We start from the raw sequence: 20,506 nt of genomic DNA on the forward strand, positions 1-20,506 counted from the left end.
TTTTTGAATAGGCAAAGGCCGTCTGAAACGTGGAGAATCGGGTTTCAGACGGCCTTTTTTATTGGATTCAAACGTGGTGGATAACCAGTTTTTTGCCTTCGTAATCGAGGACGTTGACGTCCATATCGAATAGGGATTTGATGTTTTCGGCGGTGAAAATGTCGTTGGGCGCACCCTGCATGGCGACTTGGCCGTTTTTCATGGCGACAACGTGGTCGGCGTAGGCGGCGGCCTGGTTGATGTCGTGTAGGACGACGACGGTGGTGCGTTTGTGTTCGTCGGTCAGCCGGCGCAGGATTTGCATGAGGGAGCGGGCATGATACATGTCGAGGTTGTTCAGTGGCTCGTCCAGTAAAACGTAGTCGGTGCGCTGGCAGAACACCATGGCAATCATGGCGCGTTGGCGTTGGCCGCCGGAAAGCTCGGTCAGGTAGCGGTCGGCAAAGCCTTGCAGGTGGAACTCGGCGAGTGCTTCTTCGACGATGGTTTTATCCGTTTCAGACGGCCTGCCTTGGTGGTAGGGATAGCGGCCGAACATGAGCAGGTCGCGCACGGTAATGCGGCTCATGATGCTGTTTTCTTGGGTGAGGATGGAGAGCGTGCGGGCGAGTTCGGCGGTGGGCGTGGTTTTGATGTCTTTGCCTGCGTAGCTGATGTCGCCGTGTACCAAGGGCTGTAGGCGCGCCATAAAGGAGAGGAGGGTGGACTTGCCTGCGCCGTTCGGGCCGATTAGCGCGGTGATGCCGCCTTCGGGGATGTCGAGGCTGACGTCGTTGAGGATGGGGTTGCTGCCGATGGTGTGGCTGACGTTGCGGATGGTAATCATAGGCGGATTCGAGTATGGAAAACTTGGGGTTTCAGACGGCCTTTCAGCGTGAGGCCGTCTGAATTTTATTTCTGTATGGAGTGGTTAGATTTCGCTGACGGTCACAAATTCGGGATTATCGGCTTGATCGATCAGGAAGGCGCGGACGCGTTCTTGCCAAAGCTCGCCGAATTGTTTGAGTTCGTCGGCACTTGCGCTGCCGCTGACGGCTTTGGGCATGATGTCGCGCATTTGCGGTGCGAAGGGTTGGAGTGCGGCGTTGAGGCTGACGGCAACGGTTTTGCCGGTATCGCGGCGGCGGAGTGCGAGTGTGCCGTTGATTTCGCCTGCACCAAAGAACAATAAATGGCGGCGGGCAAAGCGTCCGGCAGGACCTACGCCGCCAAAGCCGGTTTCGGGTGCCGCGCCGGTAAGGAGTTGGACGACGGAAGCGGTAACGCCGGTTGTGCCTTCGTCACGCTCGCCCTGCATGAAGGCTTCGATGTCGCCACGTTGCGGCAGCTCTTCGCCGTAAAGGGCTTTCAGGCCTTTGATGACCATCAGGTAGGCACCGGCGACGGTCGGGCAGGAGTGGCCGCACAGGCGTACGGCATCGGCGTAGTGGTAAGTGAGGATGCCGTTTTCGGCTGCACCGAGGAAGTTGGCCAATGCGTCTTGGACGGTGATGGTCGGGGCTTGGTTGAAGAATGATGGGAAATGTTCTTGTGTCATGAGGGTTGTCCTTTGCGGGTTTGCCCGGGCCGTCTGAAATATTCAGACGGCCTTGTGCATGGATGTTATTTTAAGAGTATTTGTTTGTCCTGTATAAATTTTTCGGCCAGTTTTGTCGCACCGTGGGTGTTGAGGTGGTTGGTGTCGAAATATATCGGCAGGCCGTCTATGGTTTTATCTGCCGGAATCGGACCCATGATGTTGACCCAATGCACGGCAGGCCGCTGTTTGACAATGTTTTCTATGGTTTTGTCGGCTTCGGCGGAGCGAGCGATTTCGGCTTTTTTATGCTCGGAAACGTATTGCATGTCGAGGCCGAGGCGTTGTTTCAGGTAATAATGGCGCAGGGGCAGTTGCGCGTTCATCGGCGTGTCGGCAAAGACGTAAACCTGCTTGCCCTGTTGAATCAGGGTGTCGAGCATTTTGCCGAAATGCTCCGTAAAACCGGGCTTGGCGGTATGCAGGAACCAACGTTGCGAGATAAAGACCACCGGATAGTTTTCGATCTTTTGTGCGATAAAGCGGTTGTAAGAGTTGCAACGGTCGGCACGGCGGTCGCTTTGCGGCAACATAAAGCCGAAGGCAACGCCGCAGCTGTTGGACGAGATGACGTCGGCGGCAAAGCCTTCCTGTTTGCCCACCATATCGATAAAGGGCGTCAGGTGGGCGGCGTGGGAGTCGCCCATCAGCAGGACTTTACTGCTTTGGTTTTCCGCGCCGACGGCGCAGTCGGTTTTGGTCAAGGTATCCGCGCAGATTTTACTTTCGTCAACCGTATATAGGTTTGCCTCGTATGCGGCCGGTTTGGCCGTCAGCAGGTAGCCGGCGGCAGGAATCAGCAGGGCGAAATAGGCGGCGATTACCCCGATGAATTTTTGGGTGGTGAAATTCTTTATCCGTCGCGCCGGTGTTTCGACGAAGTAATAGGACAAAATGGACAAGCCGGACATCAGTACGACGGCCAATACAATCGCGGACATCGGTAAAGCATTGTCCATGTAAACATAGCGCATAACAGCCAAGACCACCCAATGCCACAAATACAGCGAATAGGAAATCAAACCGATAAACACAACAGGCTTGAGGCTCAACAGTTTGGCGGTATTGAAGCCGTTTTGCGTCTGCAGGGTTTTGCCCGAGTAAATCAAGCCGCCGACCGCCGTACAGCACAGCAATCGTTCGATATTGCCTTCACCGGGCAACACGCCGTAAGGAAGCAGTAGCATGGCGGCAATCACCGCCATCATCGCCCAGCCGACCAAAGGCGTGCTGAAGCGGTCGTTGTTTTGCGAGGGCGAAATAAAGGCGAAAAGTGCGCCGATCAGCAGCTCGTATGCGCGCACATAAGGCAGGAAATAAGGGTCCATGCCGAAGGTGGGCAAAAAGACGGACAGCAGGCTCAATACAATCAGTAAAAGAATGAATTGGCGGATGCTGCGTCCTTTGCTGAAGCGGAAAAAGGCAATCAGCAAAACCGGAAAAACAAAGTAAAACTGCTCTTCCAGCGATAAAGACCAAATGTGTTGCAAAGGTTTTTCCGCCGCGTCGGCATCAAAATAGCCGCCGCGCCGTGCAAAAAACAGGTTGGCCGAAAACAGCAACGCAAACACTGCCGATTTGACGTATTGGTGCAGGTCAAACGACAAGAAAAAGATTGCGGCGGCCAAACTCGTACACAGCAATACGCAGGCGAAAACGGGCAAAATACGCTTGGCGCGGCGTTTGTAGAATTCTAAAAACGAAAAACTGCCGTTTTGCATTTCGCGGCTGATGATGGTGGTAATCAGATAGCCGGACAAAACGAAAAACATATCCACGCCGAGAAAGCCGCCGGGCAGCCAAGCGGCGTCGATGTGGAAAATAATAACGGCCAAGACGGCCAAAGCCCGGATGCCGTCTAAGTCGGGACGGTATTTTAATGTCGTACTCATTTTTTGTAATTTTAGTAAATTTAGTGATGTTTACTATGAGTACGTGTCAGAAATTTAGTTTCATTTCAATGGTTAAATATTTTTTAACACGGGTTTCAGACGGCCTGAAGCTGTTTGGGCACGTTTAATTTATTTCTTTTTCAACACTAAATATAAAAATACCAAGCCACCTGCAAATTCGACGACCACGCTCAATACGGCCTGCATGCCGAGGAAGTGTTCGAAGATGGTTTGCCCGCCGACCAACAGGATGCCGCCGACACAAAAAGTCATGGGCAGACGGACGGAATGTTTCACCGATGGGGAAAAATGGTTGGCCAGCGCGGCAACCAGCAGGCCGAAAAAGCTCACCGGGCCGACAACGGCGGTGGCAGTCGCAACCAGCGCGGCGATCCAGAGCAGCAACCATAAGGTATTGCGCGAGTAGTTGATGCCCAAATTGATGGCCTGATTGCGGCCGAGCAAGTAAACGTCGAGGCGGTGGCGTTCGCGCCAGATTACGGCGGCGCTGATGAGCAACACGACTGCGCCGATGCCCAACAATTCCGAGTGGACGGTATTGAAGGTGGCAAACATATTCGCCTGCGCGGCGGTAAATTCTTCGGGGTCAATCATGCGCGAAAGCAGAGACGACAGGCTGCGGAACAAAATCCCGAAAATCACGCCGATTAAAATCATGCGCGACAAATCGCGTCCGCCCTGTTTGATGAGCGTGTAAAACAGCAGCAACGAGCCGCCCATCATGATGACCAGCTCAAAGCCGAATTTGCCCGTCAACGGCAGGGAAGAATAGCCCACGCCGCCGAGCGTAAACACCAGCAAGGTCTGCAAAAACACATACAGCGAATCGAAACCCAAAATCGAAGGGGTCAGAATCGGGTTGTTGGTCAGCGTTTGGAAGAGTTGCGTAGACACACCGACCGCATAGGCGACCATCAGCAGCGCGGCAAGTTTGGTCAGGCGCAGGTTTAAAACAAAGTCCCAATCGCCTTTGACATTGAGCGTCATAAACAGGGCGCAGGAAACCAGCAACAGCGCAAAAGCCACCCACAACGGACGGCTGCTTCCTGCCATAAAATCGATATTTTTTTCAGACGGCATGAGCAGGTTTCCTTAATAAAAGCCACAAAAACAACACTGTACCCATGACTCCGAAAACAGTCGATACAGGAATTTCAAACGGAAACACAATCACGCGTCCGACAATGTCGCACAGCAACACTAAAGACGCGCCCAGCAAGGCCACCGCCGGCAGGCTTTGGCGCAGCTTGTCGCCCATCAGGCGGCTGATGATGTTCGGCACGACCAAGCCGATAAACGGAATATTGCCGACCGTTACGACCACCAAAGACGTAATCAGCGCCACAATAATCAGCCCCGACCACAGAATCGCCGTCCGGTTCAGCCCCAAGTTCACGCTCACCGTTTCGCCCAAACCCAAAATCGTCAGCTGGTCGGCAATTAAATAGGCAAACAAAGCCAAAACCCCCGTTGCCCACAACAGCTCATACCGCCCGAGCAACACGCCGGAAAAATCGCCCTGCTGCCACACGCCCAGCATTTGCAGCATTTCGTTTTGATACGCGATAAAGGTGGCCACCGCCTCAATCACGCCGCCGAAAATAATCCCGACCAAAGGCACCATCAGTTGTGCGGTCGGCGGCAGGCGGCGGATCAGCAGCATAAAGACCAACATCCCGATCAACGCGGCAACGGCAGCAACCGACATTTTTGCCAGCAGCGGCGCAGCCGGCAACAGCAAGGACATCAACAGCAAACCCAAAGCCGCGCTTTGGCTTGCGCCCACCATCGACGGCTCGACAAAACGGTTGCGCATCAAAATCTGCATAATCATGCCGGCCACGGCCATCGATGCGCCCGTCAGCACAATCGCAAACGTGCGCGGCAGGCGGCTGATGAACATAACCTGTTGGCTGTCGGAGAGCGAAAACAGGGCGGACCAGTCGAATTGGGCGACCCCGACCGACAGGCTGACGGCAAACAATATCAGAAGCGCGATGCCGTTGATAAGGTTCAAATAAAAGGGCTTGTGAAACATAAACGATAAGGTCGTAAAAGAAACAAAGGCATTATTTTATAGTTGTATCGTTTTCAAAGATAACGAAGCAAACGGGCAAGAATGCCCGTTTCAGACGGCCTGATGACCAAAATACAGCTTGGGCAAAGGCCGTCCGGATGCCGTGAAACGGAAGGGTGAGCGTTGCCGCCCGCCGGAACAACTATTTCGCCGCGTTGAATGCGTCGGCAACCTGTTTGGAAGCGTTCAGCAATTCTTGCGCGCCGCCGGCCGCCAAATAAGTTTCAGGAACAAGGTAAACCACCTGTCCTTTTTTCCAGGCGGTCGTTTCGGCAACCAGCGGATTGTTCAACACATCTTTTGCCGCCTGGCCTTCTTCGCCGATGGCCGCGCCGCGGTCAAGGACGAACAACCAATCAGGATTTTTCTCTTTCAAGTATTCAAAGCTGATAGGCTGGCCGTGGCTGCCTTCTTTAATCGATTCATCGACAGCGGGAACGCCGATGTCTTTGTGCAGCCAACCGCCCAAACGTGAAGAAGGGCCGAAAGCCGACATCTTGCCGCCGTTGACCAATACCACCAAACCCTTGCCTTTGCCTTGTGCCGCGGTTTTCGCCGCGTCAAACGAAGCGTCGATTTCCGCTTTCAGCTTGTCCGCTTCGGCCTGTTTGCCGAAGATTTGCGCCAACGCGTCGATGCGCTCTTTGGAACTTTCTTTCAGATTGGCGGTTTCGGCGGTCATTTCGATGGTCGGCGCAATCTCGTTCAACTTGTCAAACGCCTTGGCTGCACGGCTGCCGATGATGATGAGCTGCGGCTTGTAAGCGTTGAGTGCTTCGTAATCCGGCTCAAACAGCGTACCAGCGGGTTTGGTCGTTTTGAAATATTCGTCCAAATAAGGCAGCAGGTTTTTGTCGATGGACAAACCGGTTTTCACCCCCAATTTGTTTAAAGTATCGAGCATGCCCAAATCGTAAACAGCGATGCGTTCAGGATTTTGCGGCACTTTCGCATCGCCGCGCGCCGTTTTGACGGTCAGGCTTGCGCCTTCGGTTTGGGCGGCAGAAGCGGAAGCAGTTTGGGCTTGGTTGGAAGCAGAATCTTTCGGTGAACACGCACCCAAAGCAAGGGTGCAGCATACGGCTAAAGCGGTCAAACGTAACATAGGGTTTCTCCGTGGTCGGGAATAAAGTAAATCGAAATGATAACTTGTATCGGACTATAAAGCCAGATGCCGTCTGAAAACTTTTGTTTTCAGACGGCTTTTTCAAGCTGATTGCTTAGAAGCGGTAGTTTACGCTCAAGCGGACATCGCGGCCTGGTTCAGGCAGAGAATTGGCACCTGCGCGCTGGCTGTGCGGCTTGTAGTTTTTATCAAAGACATTGTTGACGGAGAAGTTGACGTTTAAGTCGTCTTTGCCTGTCGGTTTCCAGTTGGCGAAGATATCGTTGACACCGTAGCCTGCACGGACGACATTCAGAGCCACGTCAGAGCCGCGCGAGGTCGGCGCATAGCCTGCATTTTGGACATAACGTCCGCGCCAGCCGATTTCCAGGTTCGGATTGTCGAATTGGTAAGACAGACCTGTCGTCCATGTACGTCCCATCGGGATGGCGGTTGTCACGATGTCGGCGGTATCGCCGTTCAGCTTCGGTCTGCTGTAAGCTACGCCTGCACGTGCAGTCAGACCTTTCCAACGGTAGGCGGCGTTCAGTTCGTAACCTCTGTTTTTCAGCTTGCCGCCGTTATACCAGACGTAGTTTCGCCCTTCTTGACGGATGGCCTGTACATCTTTGATTTGCTGATGGAAATAGCTGCCGGAGAGCGTCAGGGCAGAATTCCAGTGGTAGTTAAAGCCGATTTCTGCATTTCGCGAGCGTTCTGCTTTCAAATCAGGCGATGAAACAATCGGCCTGTTGTTTGCTAAAGCTGCTTCGTACAGGCGGGGGCTGCGGGTTGCATAGTTCAGGCTGGTGTTGATGGAAAAATCAGGGGTAATGTCATAAACTAAACCAATGCTTGGATTGAGGTTGCCGTCTGAATTTTCTGTATTACTGCTGGTTTTCATTTTCCAACGGTCATAGCGCAAACCTGTGGTCAGTGTAACTGGAGAGAAATCCCAAATACCTTCTACATATACGCCGGCATCGCTTTTCTTCTCGCTGTTTTCTCCTTTTGAGCTGCTTTTTTGAGTGCGCCAGTTTACTCCGTATTTCAAGGTATGGCGGTCAAATAGACGGCTGTCGAGATTCAGATTGGCTCCGTATGTCCGTACTTCGCCGTCCAATTCAAAATTTGGATTGGGGGCTTCGTCACGTTTGGTATTCAAACGGTAAACATTGGCTTTGATTTTGTCGATAAAGCCCAAGTTTCCGCCTTTGAATTCCAAGTTGGTGGTGTCTTGGGTCAGCGTGCGGTAACGCGGCGCGTTGTTGGCGGTATTCGGAATGCGGTTGCCGTTGGCATCCAAAACGTATTGACCCGTGCGGCGGTCGGTTTGGAAGACTTGTGAGAAATCGAACTCTTCGCGCAGGGCGCGTTCTCCATATTGTTTTTCTTGGCGGTGGCTTAATTCAATGCGGTTGTCTTCGTTAAAACGATAGCCGATTTTGCCCAACAAGCCGCGTGAACCCAATCCACTGTTTAAAACCTTATCGCTTCCGAGCAGATTACGGTAGCCTTTGCCTGCTGTGTATTCTTTGTCGCGTACGAAATTACCTGAAACCAAAGCGTCAAAACCACCTGCCTGACCATAAACGCTTGCACCGCGTGAATAGCCTTTATTGCTGCTGATACCGGCATTGACTTTGAAACCGACGTTTTGACCCTCTCTCAGCAAATCTTTGGCTTCAACCGTTTCGGCAACAATCGCGCCGCTGGTTGCGCCGATGCCTGCGGAGGCCGAACCCGTACCTTTTTGCACGGCAACGACTTTTACCAATGCGGGGTCAAGCATAAAGCGGCCGTTGTGGTGGAAAATCTGGCTGTCAGTGTAAGTATCGTCAACTTTATAGTCTATTTGGTCTTGTCCCATGCCTCGGATGGTTACCCATTGCGACTGACCGTTGCCGCCGCCGAAACTGATAGAAGGCTCGTTGAACAATACGTCTTTTAAATCAGTGGAAGTCGTTTCTTCCATACGTTTTGTCGTTACGCGATGTGTGGCGCTTGTGGCCTGACCTTTGACGGTAACGGTATCAAGCACAACATTGTCTTTGGCTTCATTTTCTGCATGGGCAAAACCGGCTGCCAGTGTCAGTGACAGCAGGCTCAGTCGAAACAGGGGCGTATTCATTGAGAAATGTCCTTAATAAAATGACAGTAATAAAAAAATAAAAGCAAATAAAGAGAAATTATCTTTAAAATATGCAATTAAGAATAATCATCATTTATAATAATGCATATAAAAGAAACAGTTGTAAAGAGTTGTATTGAATTTGTTAAGGAAGTGGGTTGTTTTTAAACGAACTTTGCAGTTGGTATATCAGGCCGTCTGAAAAATATGTACTCGAACATTTTTGCGTATGAAAATATTTGGAAAGACTGCATAGAAATTTTTACTTTTTCCCTTGAATTTGTCGCAAACAACCCAAATCTACCCGCTATTACGGCAGGCTTTCTACTAAGTGTGCCGCTATTTTCAAGCAAACCGTGTCTGTCATGTCCGACAGACAATTGTTTTCAATCTATTTATTTATCGGAGCATTAAGACATGACCATCCGCCCTTTACACGACCGCGTAGTCGTCAAACGCTTAGAAGCTGAAGAAAAAACTGCCTCCGGCATCGTTTTGCCGGGTGCGGCTGCTGAAAAACCCGACATGGGCGAAGTAATCGCCGTGGGTGCGGGCAAAATCGGTAAAGACGGTGAGCGCCGTCCGCTGGATGTCAAAGTCGGCGACAAAGTGATCTTCGGCAAATACAGCGGCCAAACTGTAAAAGCCGACGGCGAAGAGCTGTTGGTAATGCGTGAAGAAGACATCTTCGGTATCGTTGAATAATTGTTGAATTAAGTTTCAGAACCAAAAGGCCGTCTGAATCAAACATGAAGTTTTCAGACGGCCTCGAACAGATTTTTAATATTGATTTGGAGAATTTAAATGGCAGCAAAAGACGTACAATTCGGCAATGAAGTTCGCCAAAAAATGGTAAACGGCGTCAATGTATTGGCAAACGCCGTACGCGTAACTTTGGGCCCTAAAGGCCGCAACGTGGTACTCGACCGCGCTTTCGGCGGCCCGCACATCACTAAAGACGGTGTGTCTGTTGCAAAAGAAATCGAATTGAAAGACAAATTCGAAAACATGGGCGCGCAAATGGTGAAAGAAGTTGCGTCCAAAACCAACGACGTAGCCGGCGACGGTACCACTACTGCAACCGTATTGGCACAATCCATCGTTGCCGAAGGCATGAAATATGTGACCGCCGGCATGAATCCGACCGACCTGAAACGCGGTATCGACAAAGCCGTTGCGGCTTTGGTTGACGAGCTAAAAAATATTGCTAAACCTTGCGATACTTCTAAAGAAATCGCCCAAGTCGGCTCTATTTCAGCCAACTCTGACGAACAAGTCGGTGCGATTATTGCCGAAGCGATGGAAAAAGTCGGCAAAGAAGGCGTGATTACCGTTGAAGACGGCAAATCTTTGGAAAACGAATTGGATGTCGTTGAAGGTATGCAGTTCGACCGCGGCTACCTGTCCCCTTACTTTATCAACGATGCTGAAAAACAAATCGCTGCTTTGGACAATCCGTTTGTATTGTTGTTCGACAAAAAAATCAGCAACATCCGCGACTTGTTGCCTGTTTTGGAACAAGTGGCCAAAGCCAGCCGTCCGCTCTTGATTATCGCTGAAGACGTAGAAGGCGAAGCCTTGGCGACTTTGGTGGTGAACAACATCCGCGGTATTCTGAAAACCGTTGCCGTTAAAGCTCCAGGCTTCGGCGACCGCCGCAAAGCCATGTTGCAAGACATCGCCATCCTGACCGGCGGCGTGGTGATTTCCGAAGAAGTCGGCCTGTCTTTGGAAAAAGCAACTTTGGAAGACTTGGGTCAAGCCAAACGCATCGAAATCGGTAAAGAAAACACCACCATTATCGACGGCTTCGGCGACGCTGCCCAAATCGAAGCGCGTGTTGCCGAAATCCGCCAACAAATCGAAACCGCAACCAGCGAATACGACAAAGAAAAACTGCAAGAGCGCGTGGCTAAATTGGCCGGCGGTGTGGCAGTAATCAAAGTCGGTGCCGCTACTGAAGTGGAAATGAAAGAGAAAAAAGACCGCGTGGAAGACGCGCTGCACGCTACCCGCGCCGCCGTTGAAGAAGGCGTGGTTGCAGGCGGTGGCGTAGCCCTGTTGCGCGCACGTGCTGCTTTGGAAAACCTGCACACCGGCAATGCTGACCAAGACGCAGGCGTACAAATCGTCTTGCGCGCCGTTGAGTCTCCACTGCGTCAAATCGTTGCCAACGCAGGCGGCGAACCTAGCGTGGTTGTAAACAAAGTGTTGGAAGGCAAAGGCAACTACGGTTACAACGCAGGCTCCGGCGAATACGGCGACATGATCGAAATGGGCGTACTCGACCCTGCTAAAGTAACCCGTTCTGCGCTGCAACACGCCGCATCCATCGCCGGCCTGATGCTGACCACAGACTGTATGATCGCTGAAATCCCTGAAGAAAAACCTGCTATGCCTGATATGGGCGGCATGGGTGGTATGGGCGGCATGATGTAAGGCCGTCTGAAACCTTCAGACAAAAAGCAAAACCGCACGGCAAGCAGCCGTGCGGTTTTTTATTTGTCAGTAGAAGCATGAGATGGTAGGGGTACGCCATGATTTACAGAAAAATAAGGGTAGCCAGTTCTATTGAATTTGAAGAAATCAAATAAATTTCATCATCAAAAAAGGCCGTCTGAAACTTTATTTTGCGTTTCAGACGGCCTGATTAATGATCTAAACCGTTACTTTTTGTTTGAATGGCTGTATCGGACAGCTTGGGACAAGAGTTCTTCAATTTCTATCCACATAATGCCTCCTTACAGTAAACTAGGTTGACCTAAAGCCGGATCGTTGGCTCGTGCCGCTTGGGCATCTTCGACAGTCAGTCCAAGGGCTTTGGCTACGCCTTCGCCGTATGCCGGGTCGCAACGGTGGCAGTTGCGGATATGGCGGTATTTGATGAAGTCAGGCGCATCGCCCATGGCTGCGGCGGTGTTGTCGAACAAAGCCTGTTTCTGTGTGTCGTTCATCAGGTTAAACAAGGCACGCGGTTGGCTGAAGTAGTCGTCATCGTCTTGGCGGTAGTCCCAGTGTGCCGCGTCGCCGCTGATTTTCAAAGGCGGTTCGGCGAAGTCGGGCTGCTCCTGCCATTGGCCGAAGCTGTTGGGTTCGTAGTGCGGCAGGCTGCCGTAGTTGCCGTCGGCTCGGCCTTGTCCGTCGCGCTGGTTGCTGTGAACAGGGCAACGCGGGCGGTTGACGGGGATTTGGCGGAAGTTTACGCCCAAACGGTAGCGCTGCGCATCAGCGTAATTGAACAAACGCGCTTGCAGCATTTTGTCGGGGCTGGCGCCGATGCCGGGAACTAGGTTGCTCGGTGCGAAGGCGGATTGTTCCACATCGGCGAAGAAGTTTTCGGGATTGCGGTTCAACTCGAATTCGCCCACTTCAATCAACGGATAGTCTTTTTTCGGCCAAACTTTGGTCAAATCGAAAGGATGATACGGCACTTTTTCCGCATCGGCTTCAGGCATGACTTGGATGTACATCGTCCATTTCGGAAACTCGCCGCGCTCGATGGCTTCGTACAGGTCGCGCTGGTGGCTTTCGCGGTCGTCGGCGATGATTTTTGCGGCTTCTTCGTTGGTCAGATTTTTAATGCCTTGCTGGCTGCGGAAATGGAATTTCACCCAAAAACGCTCGCCCGCTTCGTTCCAGAAGCTGTATGTATGCGAACCGAAGCCGTGCATATGGCGGTAGCTGGCGGGGATGCCGCGGTCGCTCATGACGATGGTAACTTGGTGCAGGGCTTCGGGCAGCAGCGTCCAGAAGTCCCAGTTATTCGTGGCAGAACGCATATTGGTGCGCGGGTCGCGTTTGACGGCTTTGTTCAGGTCGGGGAATTTGCGCGGGTCACGCAGAAAGAACACAGGCGTGTTGTTGCCGACCATGTCCCAGTTGCCTTCTTCGGTATAAAACTTCAACGCAAAGCCGCGGATGTCGCGTTCCGCATCTGCTGCGCCGCGCTCGCCGGCCACAGTGGTGAAACGGGCAAACATTTCGGTTTTCTTACCGACTTCGCTGAAGATTTTGGCGCGGGTGTATTTTGTGATGTCGTGTGTCACGGTAAATGTACCGAACGCGCCCGAACCTTTGGCGTGCATACGGCGTTCGGGGATAACTTCGCGCACGAAGTCGGCGAGTTTTTCATTCAGCCACAAATCCTGCGCCAGCAACGGGCCGCGTGGGCCTGCGGTCAGGCTGTTTTGATTGTCGGCAACGGGCGCGCCGTTGTTCATGGTCAGGTGGGTAACAGGGCATTTGGAGGTAGTCATGATGGTTTCCTTTGCAAAATGGTCAGTGATTTATAAAACGATTTGCCGAAAAGCATATTCGTAGCCGGTTTCTTGGCGTTCATAAATTTCTTGTATCGACATTTGTTTTTCCTTTTACTTAAGCTATGAAAAGAACTATACAGAAAGGTTTTGACTATTGAAACTATGGCTTCAATTTAATATTGTTATTATTAATTGAGATTTTATTTTTGTTAGATTTTTATTATTGAATAAACATGTTAAACAAAAAGGTCGTCTGAAACTGTTTTCAGACGACCTTTTTGTATCTCTGTTCGCATTAAAGCTTGCGCATCATCATCATGAAATATGCGCCGCCTATGAGCGTGGCCATCATTCCGGCGGGGACTTCGTAAGGGAACATTACCTGCCTGCCCAGCCAGTCGGCCGTCATCATAACCGATGCGCCGATGAGTGCGGCGGCGGCAAGTTGCTGTTTGGGCAGGCGTGCGCCGAGCATACGGGCCAGATGCGGCGCAAGCAGTCCGACGAAGCTCAAGGGGCCGATAAGCAGTGTGGATAAGGCAGTTAACGCTGCGCTTGAGACGATCAGCACCAGCCGTGCGAGGGGGACGTTGATGCCGACGGAGCGGGCGATTGTTGCGTTCAGGCTGAGCAGTCCGAGCCAGCGTTGCAGCGTGAGGATGAGGAGGAGCGAGGCGGCGGCGAGGAGGCTGACGGTAAGGGTGGATTCGGGCGTTGCCTGATAGGTCGAACCTGACATCCACAATAAAAGCAGTTGTACGCGGAAATCGCCGGTTGCCATCCAAATGCGGATGGCGGCATCGGCGAGTGCGGCCAGCGCCATGCCGGTAAGCAGGATTTTTTCGGGAGTAAATCCGTTTTTGCGGTTGAACAGCATCAACAGCCCCAAGGATACGAGAGCGGAAACGATACCTGTCAGCCAAAACCAGCCGCTGCCCGAGGTAATGCCGAACAGCATCACTACCGACATCGCGCCGAATGCCGTTCCAGAGCTGATGCCCAAGAGTTCGGGTCCCGCCATCGGGTTTTGCGTCAGCCTTTGCAGTATGACGCCGGTCAACGCGAGCATAGTGCCGGTGGCGGCGGCGAGTAGCACGCGCGGGTAGCGGAATACGAAATATTCCGGGTCTATGGTCAGGCGCAGGGTTTCGTCATAGCGTCCGACCGTAAACGCCAATACCGATACGGCGACGGCGATAAGCAGCAGAAAACGCAAGAGGCGCGGGACATGCGGCGCGGCGGTTGAAATATCGGAGGTCGTCTGAAACGAAGGACGCGGAGGTGCTTTCGCCGTCAGCCACAACAAAAGCGGCGCGCCGACGAGGGCAGTTACAGCGCCGGCGGGCAGATCGGTGCCGCGGTAGTGTTTCAGCAGCATCAGGCCGTTGTCCGTCAGCATCAAAAGCAGTGCGCCGACGATGAAGGAACAAATCAGGCGCATGGACAGCGTGCGTACGCCCATTTGCCGCACCAGCGTCGCCGCCGCCAATCCGACAAAGCCCATCATGCCGACAAAGCCGACCACGCCCGCACTCAAAAATGCAGCAACCGCCAAAGACAGCAGACGGATTTTCTTCACCGGTATGCCTGCCGATTCCGCCTGCGTGTCGCCCAGGCTCATGATGTTTAACGGTTTGATTAAAAAGGCGGTAAGTATGGCGGCAACAGCAATCCGCCACAAAAGCCCCAACGTATCGCGCCAACTGTCCTGTACCAGGGAGCCGCTGCCCCACTGCATCACGCCGCGCGTCTCTTCGCTGAAAAACAGCATCACGATACCGGTGAGGGAACCCAGATACAGGCTGACCACCAAACCCGCCAGCACGACGCTGAGCGGTTGCAGGGCGCGCCGTGCCGACAGCCGCAATACCACACCCAAAGCCGCCGCTGCGCCGGCAAACGCCACGGCAGACGTGCCGTAGGCAAGGAAGGAAGGGGCGAACACGGTCGCCGCCACCAAAGCCGCTTGCGCGCCGCTGCTGACTGCCAGTGTACTGTCGGATGCAAGCGGATTACGCATCAACTGCTGCATCAGCATGGTCGCCATCGCCGTACTGCCACCTGCGAGCAGCGCCATCGCCATACGGGGCAGGGTGTTGTTCTGCACCATCAGCGCGTCCAAAGGCAGGCTGTCGGGACGGTCAAACAGCCGCAGCCACGGCAGCGTCCATTCCAGCTTCAATATCCAAAACGCCGTCAGCGCGCACGATATTGCCAACGCGGCGGCAAGGATAGGCAGGGGTCGTCTGAAAATCTTTACCATGCGACTTCCTTTTGTGCGGACGGGTTTTTAGACGACATCGAACGCATCAGTTGCAAAGTGAAACGCTGCATGGATGGCAGCGCGCCGTAGCTCCACGACGGCTCGAAGATGCGGCGGTTTGCAGGGCGGCTGAACGGCAGACGTTGCCAAAGCGCGCTTTTTTCGAGCGTTGTACGTGTATTTTGAGGATGCGGTTTGACGATGATCAGCAGCGTGTTCGGCGGCAGCTTTGCCAAATCTAAAAACGTGATGTTTTCGAAACCCCATTCGTTGCTTTTGCCCGTCCAGGCATTGTTTAGCCCCAATTTGTCGAACACGGCCTGCAACAGCGAAGTCTTGCCGTAAATCCGCAAATGCCGCCCGTCGGCAAACTGCACCACCGCAAACGGGCGGCCGCGATATGCCGAAAGCGCGGGTTTGGCGCGGGCAAACAGGTTTTCCGTACCGGCAATCAGCTTTTCGGCAGCGGCAGGGTCGCCGATGATTTTACCCAGCCTGCGCGTGGCTTTGACCGTGTGGGCATATTCGATGCCTTTTGCCGTGCCGAAATCCACTTCGCGTACTGGGGCGATTTTTTCAAACTGGGACTTGGCGGCGGCATACCAGGAAGATTGCACGAAAAAATCAGGCTTTATCTGATACAGCCGCTCCAAATTCGGCTGGAAGCGCAGCCCCGCTTCCTTGACGGCAGCGGGCAGCGGAGGATGGTTCACCCAGGTATCGTACACGCGGCGGTCAGCGACGCTGACGGGCGGATGCCCCATCGCCGTCAGTGTTTCGGCGACCGTCCAGTCCGAAGTCGCCACGCGCGGTGCGGCGGGTGCAGGCAGGGAAAACAGGAGGGCGGCGGTAAAAAACAGCCGTGCGGCAAGGCGGGGAATGTCGTCTGAAAAGCGGTGGGACATCAGCTTGGAAGGTCTTTCGGTTTTTGAATAAAGGGTCGTCTGAAACATATCGGATACAGGTATTCTACAATGGTCTGCAATGTCATCCGGTTTGGATTCGGGTGGCGGATTTTATGGTCGGAGCTTATGCGGCAGGACGGCTTGCCTGCGTCAAGGCAATGCCACGGGGCGGCCGTTTTCAGGATGGGCGATGATGTTCATATCGACGCTGTAAATGTCTTTCAACACTTCTGCGGTCATGATGTCGGCGGGTTTGCCCGTTTTTAATAGCCGTCCCTGTTTGAGCGCAACCAGTTCATCGCAATACTGCGCCGCCAGATTAATGTCGTGGATGACGATGATGACGCCCAAACCCAAATCGCGAGACAGCTTGCGCACCAGTGCCATCACGTCGATTTGGTGGGCGATGTCCAAAGCGGCAAGCGGTTCGTCCAGCAGCAAAAAGCGGCTTTGCTGCGCCAGGCACATCGCCAGCCAGACGCGCGAACGTTCGCCGCCCGAAAGCGTATCGACGATTTGATCGGCAAATTTTTCCGTATGCGTCAGCCGCAACGCCTGTTCCACCGCCTGTCTGTCCGCATCGTTCGTGCGCCCTAAAAGCCCGCTCCAGGCATAACGCCCCATCATAACCAGCTCGCGCGCGGTCAGCGCGGTGGCGGCGGGCAGGTGCTGCGGAAGATAGGCGACTTCTTTGGCGTATGCGCGGGCGGAATAGGCGCGTATTTCTTTGTCGTTCAGCAATATCCTGCCGCCTGCGGGTTCATGCTGGCGGGTGAGCAGTTTCAACAGCGTGGATTTGCCTGAGCCGTTATGGCCGATGAGGCCGTACACGCGGTTAGGGGAAAAGTTGACGCTGATGTCGTGCAGCAGCGAGCGTCCGGGTATGGCGAAGGTGGCGTTTTGGATTTGGAACACGTTTCAGACGACCTTTTGGTGGGTTTGACGTTATTCGGAGAAAGCGGCGGAGCGGCAAAATCCATTGCCCGTTGTCGGTGCCGATGCCGCAAAGGCGGAGTTTTACGGCGGTTGTCCGAAAGCGTAGGGCAAAGTCGGACGCCCCATGCTCCAAGGTCGTCTGAAAACGTTTCAGACGACCTTTGGACCGTTGGAGGCCGTTTGCCGCCCGTCCATTAAAAATCGACCGAAGCCGACAGGGTGAAGCTGCGCGGTGCGCCGGCGTTCAGGTAGCCGCTGTTAGGGTATCCGCCGACGGATGCCCAGTATTTCTTGTTGGCAACATTATCGAGGCGGGCGCGGAAGGTGGCTTCATGCCTGCCGATTTGGGTGTGGTAGCGCGCGCCGATGTCGAAGCGCGTCCAGCCGCCGACTTTAAGCGTATTGGCCGCATCGGCGTAGGAAGAACCGGTGTAAACCATGCGTCCGTCAAATGCCAAACCCTGCACTTTCGGCACTTCCCATTCCAAGCCAATGTTGGCTTGGGCTTTAGCCGCGCCGATGGTGCGTTTGCCGTCAGTTAAAGATGAGCCGGTAGATTTCTGCTTGGCATCGAGCAGGGTAATGCCGCCCAAGAGCCTCACACCTTGTGCGACTTCCCCGTAAACGGTAATTTCCGCGCCCCGGTGGCGATCTTTGCCTTCGGAGGTGAAGCGGGCGGTGTTGTTGCTTTCGGCAACGTAAAGCGAACGCGGTTTGTCGGTGTGGAACAGGGCCAATCCCGCGCCGAAGCCGTTAGCTTCAAATTTCGTGCCGATTTCTTTTTGTTTGGAAACATAGGGTTTGAGCGATTCGCCGGTATTGCTGACGGCGTAGACCCGGCCGTTGATGGAGGCAGTCGAGCCTGCAGTCGCGCCTTGTCCCAGGCTTTCGATATAGTTGCCGTACACCGACCAATTCGGCGTGATGCGGTACACCGCGCCAGCGGAGGGACTGAGGCGCGATTTTTTGTAATTTTCGGTTTGCGCGCCCGTATTATAGGCGTAAGCCTTGTTATGCACCTGCTGCCAGCGCGCCCCTAGCATGAATTGCAGGCGTTTGTCCCAAAGGCTGAAGGTGTCGCCCAAGGCGAAGCTGGTCAGACGTGTTTTGCCGGTAACGGCAGGATTGCCCATGTCGTTGCCCGAATACAGCGGGTTGGCGGCTGCGGGTTGCGGATAGCGGGACGGATTGTAGAGGTTGGTCGTATATTGGTTGCCCCAATCCATTATGTAAGCGTTTTTGCGCGAGGATTGGAACCGGTTGGCGGCGGCGGTCCATTCGTGCCCTACCGCGCCCGTATTGAATTTGCCGCGCAAACCGATTTCGCCCGTGTCGATTTTATCCTTACGCGCGTTGTCGAAGCGGTAAATCGATCCGTCGCCGTTGACATTGCGGACAGTCAGGTTTGCCAGAGAATTGTTTTCCTTGCTGCGGCGGAAGCCATAGGCGGCGTAGGCAGTCAGGTTGTCGTTGAAATCGTATTCTCCGCGCATTGTGCCGAACCAGTCGCGCTCGTTGGAATACGTCCACGGCTGCGCCCAGTTGGACGAGGCATCAGGCGCGGCCGGCACGGCGGGTAACATTGGTACGCGTGGCTTTGAGCTTGTTGTCCTGCCAGCCCAAATCGGCGGACAGGCGGGCATTTTCATTGCGCCAGTCTAGGCCGACATTGACCAGGCTGAGTTTGGACTTTTCGTCGTCTATTGCGGTTTTGCCGTTATGGTGCGCCGCATTGACGCGCACGCCGAATTCCTGATTTTGTCCGAAACGGCGCGCCACGTCCGCTGCCAAACCACCGCGTTTTCCCGCGCCGTAATTGGCAGTCAGCCGGTTCAATCCTTCATTGGACGCGCGTTTGGGCAATACGGATACCGTGCCGCCGATATTGTTGCCGCCCGGCGCCATGCCGTTTAAGAAGGCGGATGCGCCGCGCTGGACTTCCACGCGTTCGAAAAGCTCAGTGGCGATGTATTGGCGCGGCAGGATGCCGTAAAGGCCGTTGTACATGGTATCGTCCGATTCGGCGGCAAAGCCGCGTATGAAATACGCTTCCTGAAAATTGCCGTAACCGCGCGCAACGCGGACGGTCGGGTCGTTTTGCAGTACGTCGCCGACGCTGCGCGCATGTTTGTCTTGAATCAGCCTATTGGTGTAAGCAGTATTGGAGAACGGCGATTCTAGGTTTTTTTTATTGCCCAAAATACCCACGCGGCTGCCGCGCGCCACCTGTCCGCCTTTAAATGCAGGAATCAAACCGCCCTTGGATGCGTCCGCGCTGGCGGTTACGGTGATGGTTTCGAGTTCGTCGATTTCTCGGGCTTGGGGTTCGTCTGAGGCAAATGCCGCCGAAACGGCAAGGAGGGAGAGGCTGAGGATGCTGAGTCTGGAAGCGGGCTTAGTCATTTGTATTTTCTTTCAAAAGTCGATCGTAACGGTTAATTTTAAAAGAAAATTAATTTTATTTCAAAAAAAAATAAATAAATGATAAAAGGTCGTCTGAAACTGTTTTCAGACGACCTTTTGACTGAATGGCTATCAACTTTACCGTTTACGCCGCATCGTACAAACCGCGCACCACCTTGCCGATGGCGGCGATGCCTTTTTCCAGCGTTTCCGCGTCCTGCGCAATGCTCATGCGTATGCACTCGTGCGCGTGCGGGTAATCCTGCGTGTCGATGTCGACAAAGAAATGCTCGCCCGGAATAATCAGCGTACCTTCGGCTTTGAGCATTTCGTACAGGGTTTGCGACGAAACGGGCAGGTTTTCAAACCAGAGCCACAAGAAAATCGCGCCTTCGGGCTTGTGGATTTTCAGCGGATATGCGCCCAGCTCGCGCTTGAGCAGCGAGACGGCAGTTTGTGCCTGATTGCGGTAAAACGGCCGGATGACGTCGTCTGAAAGCTGTTTCAGACGACCGTCCCGCAACAGCGGCGTTGCAATGGCTGCGCCGAAGCGGGTAGGCGACAGGTTCACAATCGCGTTCAGACTGCTGACGGCTTTGACCACTTCCGGCGCGGCGACGATGATGCCGGTGCGTACGCCCGGTAAGCCGACTTTGGAAAGGCTGAAGCAGAGGATGATGTTTTCGTGCCAGTTGAGCGTCACGTCGCTGTAAATAATGTTGGGGAACGGCATTCCGTAGGCGTTGTTGATAATCAGCGGAATGCCGTGTTTTTGCACCAAAGCGTCCAGCTGCGCCATTTCGCCGTCGGTCAGCACGTTGCCGGTCGGGTTGGTCGGACGCGAACAGCAAATCGCGCCGATTTTGCCTGCTTTGAGTTCGGGCAGGCTTTCCAGCGCGTCAAAGTCCACGTGGTATTTGAAGAAGCCTGCTTCGCCT

The 20,506-nt window shown here is 53.7% G+C and carries 15 protein-coding genes and 1 pseudogene; 2 read left to right on the forward strand and 14 right to left on the reverse strand.

Going from position 1 to position 20,506, the window contains the following annotated elements:
* Window positions 1-67 precede the first annotated feature (67 nt).
* From CYJ98_RS10490 to CYJ98_RS10520, 7 genes are all read right to left on the reverse strand, one after another.
* Window positions 68-826: an ABC transporter ATP-binding protein gene (locus CYJ98_RS10490; RefSeq protein ID WP_101756200.1), complete on the reverse strand. Its 759-nt coding sequence runs from the start codon at window positions 824-826 to the stop codon at window positions 68-70.
* 84 nt (window positions 827-910) lie between these two features.
* Window positions 911-1,537 (reverse strand): FmdE family protein, encoded by a 627-nt coding sequence (locus CYJ98_RS10495; protein ID WP_101756199.1) that lies wholly within the window; start codon window positions 1,535-1,537, stop codon window positions 911-913.
* Window positions 1,538-1,602: 65 nt separating this feature from the next.
* Window positions 1,603-3,468 (reverse strand): acyltransferase family protein, encoded by a 1,866-nt coding sequence (locus CYJ98_RS10500; RefSeq protein ID WP_101756198.1) that lies wholly within the window; start codon window positions 3,466-3,468, stop codon window positions 1,603-1,605.
* A gap of 129 nt (window positions 3,469-3,597) precedes the next feature.
* Window positions 3,598-4,569: an iron chelate uptake ABC transporter family permease subunit gene (locus tag CYJ98_RS10505; protein WP_101756197.1), complete on the reverse strand. Its 972-nt coding sequence runs from the start codon at window positions 4,567-4,569 to the stop codon at window positions 3,598-3,600.
* On the reverse strand, window positions 4,559-5,527 hold the full coding sequence (locus CYJ98_RS10510; RefSeq protein ID WP_036492655.1) for an ABC transporter permease: 969 nt from the start codon (window positions 5,525-5,527) through the stop codon (window positions 4,559-4,561). The genes CYJ98_RS10505 and CYJ98_RS10510 overlap by 11 nt, the downstream gene beginning before the upstream one ends.
* Window positions 5,528-5,708: 181 nt before the next feature.
* The gene (locus CYJ98_RS10515) at window positions 5,709-6,671 is read right to left on the reverse strand and encodes a siderophore ABC transporter substrate-binding protein (RefSeq protein WP_101756196.1); all 963 of its coding nucleotides are present in this window, start codon (window positions 6,669-6,671) and stop codon (window positions 5,709-5,711) included.
* Window positions 6,672-6,786: 115 nt separating this feature from the next.
* Window positions 6,787-8,802: a TonB-dependent receptor domain-containing protein gene (locus CYJ98_RS10520; RefSeq protein ID WP_101756195.1), complete on the reverse strand. Its 2,016-nt coding sequence runs from the start codon at window positions 8,800-8,802 to the stop codon at window positions 6,787-6,789.
* Between the two features lie 417 nt (window positions 8,803-9,219).
* Between CYJ98_RS10520 and groES the strand changes: the two genes are divergently transcribed.
* Both groES and groL read left to right on the forward strand, forming a co-directional pair.
* Window positions 9,220-9,507 (forward strand): co-chaperone GroES, encoded by a 288-nt coding sequence (gene groES / locus CYJ98_RS10525; RefSeq protein WP_003684150.1) that lies wholly within the window; start codon window positions 9,220-9,222, stop codon window positions 9,505-9,507.
* A gap of 99 nt (window positions 9,508-9,606) precedes the next feature.
* On the forward strand, window positions 9,607-11,241 hold the full coding sequence (gene groL / locus CYJ98_RS10530) for a chaperonin GroEL (protein ID WP_101756194.1): 1,635 nt from the start codon (window positions 9,607-9,609) through the stop codon (window positions 11,239-11,241).
* A gap of 302 nt (window positions 11,242-11,543) precedes the next feature.
* Here the strand turns inward: groL and katA are convergent, their stop codons facing one another.
* The 7 genes and pseudogenes from katA to CYJ98_RS10565 all read right to left on the reverse strand — a co-directional run.
* Window positions 11,544-13,058, reverse strand: coding sequence for a catalase KatA (gene katA, locus CYJ98_RS10535; protein WP_101756193.1), 1,515 nt, complete (start codon window positions 13,056-13,058; stop codon window positions 11,544-11,546).
* Between the two features lie 298 nt (window positions 13,059-13,356).
* Complete coding sequence (gene fhuB, locus CYJ98_RS10540) at window positions 13,357-15,324, reverse strand: Fe(3+)-hydroxamate ABC transporter permease FhuB (protein ID WP_101756192.1); 1,968 nt, start codon at window positions 15,322-15,324, stop codon at window positions 13,357-13,359.
* Entirely contained in the window at window positions 15,318-16,229 is a 912-nt protein-coding gene (locus CYJ98_RS10545; protein ID WP_234395598.1) for an iron-siderophore ABC transporter substrate-binding protein, read from the reverse strand. Before CYJ98_RS10545 ends, fhuB begins: the two co-directional genes overlap by 7 nt.
* Window positions 16,230-16,379: 150 nt before the next feature.
* A complete protein-coding gene (locus tag CYJ98_RS10550; protein ID WP_045074339.1) occupies window positions 16,380-17,144 on the reverse strand; it encodes an ABC transporter ATP-binding protein in 765 nt (254 codons plus the stop codon).
* Window positions 17,145-17,359: 215 nt separating this feature from the next.
* The gene (locus CYJ98_RS10555) at window positions 17,360-18,748 is read right to left on the reverse strand and encodes a TonB-dependent receptor (protein WP_234395599.1); all 1,389 of its coding nucleotides are present in this window, start codon (window positions 18,746-18,748) and stop codon (window positions 17,360-17,362) included.
* The gene (locus CYJ98_RS10560; RefSeq protein WP_234395600.1) at window positions 18,720-19,568 is read right to left on the reverse strand and encodes a TonB-dependent receptor plug domain-containing protein; all 849 of its coding nucleotides are present in this window, start codon (window positions 19,566-19,568) and stop codon (window positions 18,720-18,722) included. Before CYJ98_RS10560 ends, CYJ98_RS10555 begins: the two co-directional genes overlap by 29 nt.
* A gap of 145 nt (window positions 19,569-19,713) precedes the next feature.
* Window positions 19,714-20,505, reverse strand: a pseudogene (locus tag CYJ98_RS10565) (aminotransferase class I/II-fold pyridoxal phosphate-dependent enzyme); the annotation flags it as partial.
* Between the last annotated feature and the right edge of the window lies 1 nt (window position 20,506).

The organism is Neisseria perflava (assembly GCF_002863305.2).
GTDB classification, from domain to species: domain Bacteria; phylum Pseudomonadota; class Gammaproteobacteria; order Burkholderiales; family Neisseriaceae; genus Neisseria; species Neisseria perflava_A.

Coding starts and splice junctions, on each gene's coding strand:
- CYJ98_RS10490 (WP_101756200.1), bottom strand. CDS start 826: ATGATTACCATCCGCAACGTCAGCCACACCATCGGCAGCAACCCCATC.
- CYJ98_RS10495 (WP_101756199.1), bottom strand. CDS start 1,537: ATGACACAAGAACATTTCCCATCATTCTTCAACCAAGCCCCGACCATC.
- CYJ98_RS10500 (WP_101756198.1), bottom strand. CDS start 3,468: ATGAGTACGACATTAAAATACCGTCCCGACTTAGACGGCATCCGGGCT.
- CYJ98_RS10505 (WP_101756197.1), bottom strand. CDS start 4,569: ATGCCGTCTGAAAAAAATATCGATTTTATGGCAGGAAGCAGCCGTCCG.
- CYJ98_RS10510 (WP_036492655.1), bottom strand. CDS start 5,527: ATGTTTCACAAGCCCTTTTATTTGAACCTTATCAACGGCATCGCGCTT.
- CYJ98_RS10515 (WP_101756196.1), bottom strand. CDS start 6,671: ATGTTACGTTTGACCGCTTTAGCCGTATGCTGCACCCTTGCTTTGGGT.
- CYJ98_RS10520 (WP_101756195.1), bottom strand. CDS start 8,802: ATGAATACGCCCCTGTTTCGACTGAGCCTGCTGTCACTGACACTGGCA.
- groES (WP_003684150.1), top strand. CDS start 9,220: ATGACCATCCGCCCTTTACACGACCGCGTAGTCGTCAAACGCTTAGAA.
- groL (WP_101756194.1), top strand. CDS start 9,607: ATGGCAGCAAAAGACGTACAATTCGGCAATGAAGTTCGCCAAAAAATG.
- katA (WP_101756193.1), bottom strand. CDS start 13,058: ATGACTACCTCCAAATGCCCTGTTACCCACCTGACCATGAACAACGGC.
- fhuB (WP_101756192.1), bottom strand. CDS start 15,324: ATGGTAAAGATTTTCAGACGACCCCTGCCTATCCTTGCCGCCGCGTTG.
- CYJ98_RS10545 (WP_234395598.1), bottom strand. CDS start 16,229: ATGTCCCACCGCTTTTCAGACGACATTCCCCGCCTTGCCGCACGGCTG.
- CYJ98_RS10555 (WP_234395599.1), bottom strand. CDS start 18,748: ATGTTACCCGCCGTGCCGGCCGCGCCTGATGCCTCGTCCAACTGGGCG.
- CYJ98_RS10560 (WP_234395600.1), bottom strand. CDS start 19,568: ATGACTAAGCCCGCTTCCAGACTCAGCATCCTCAGCCTCTCCCTCCTT.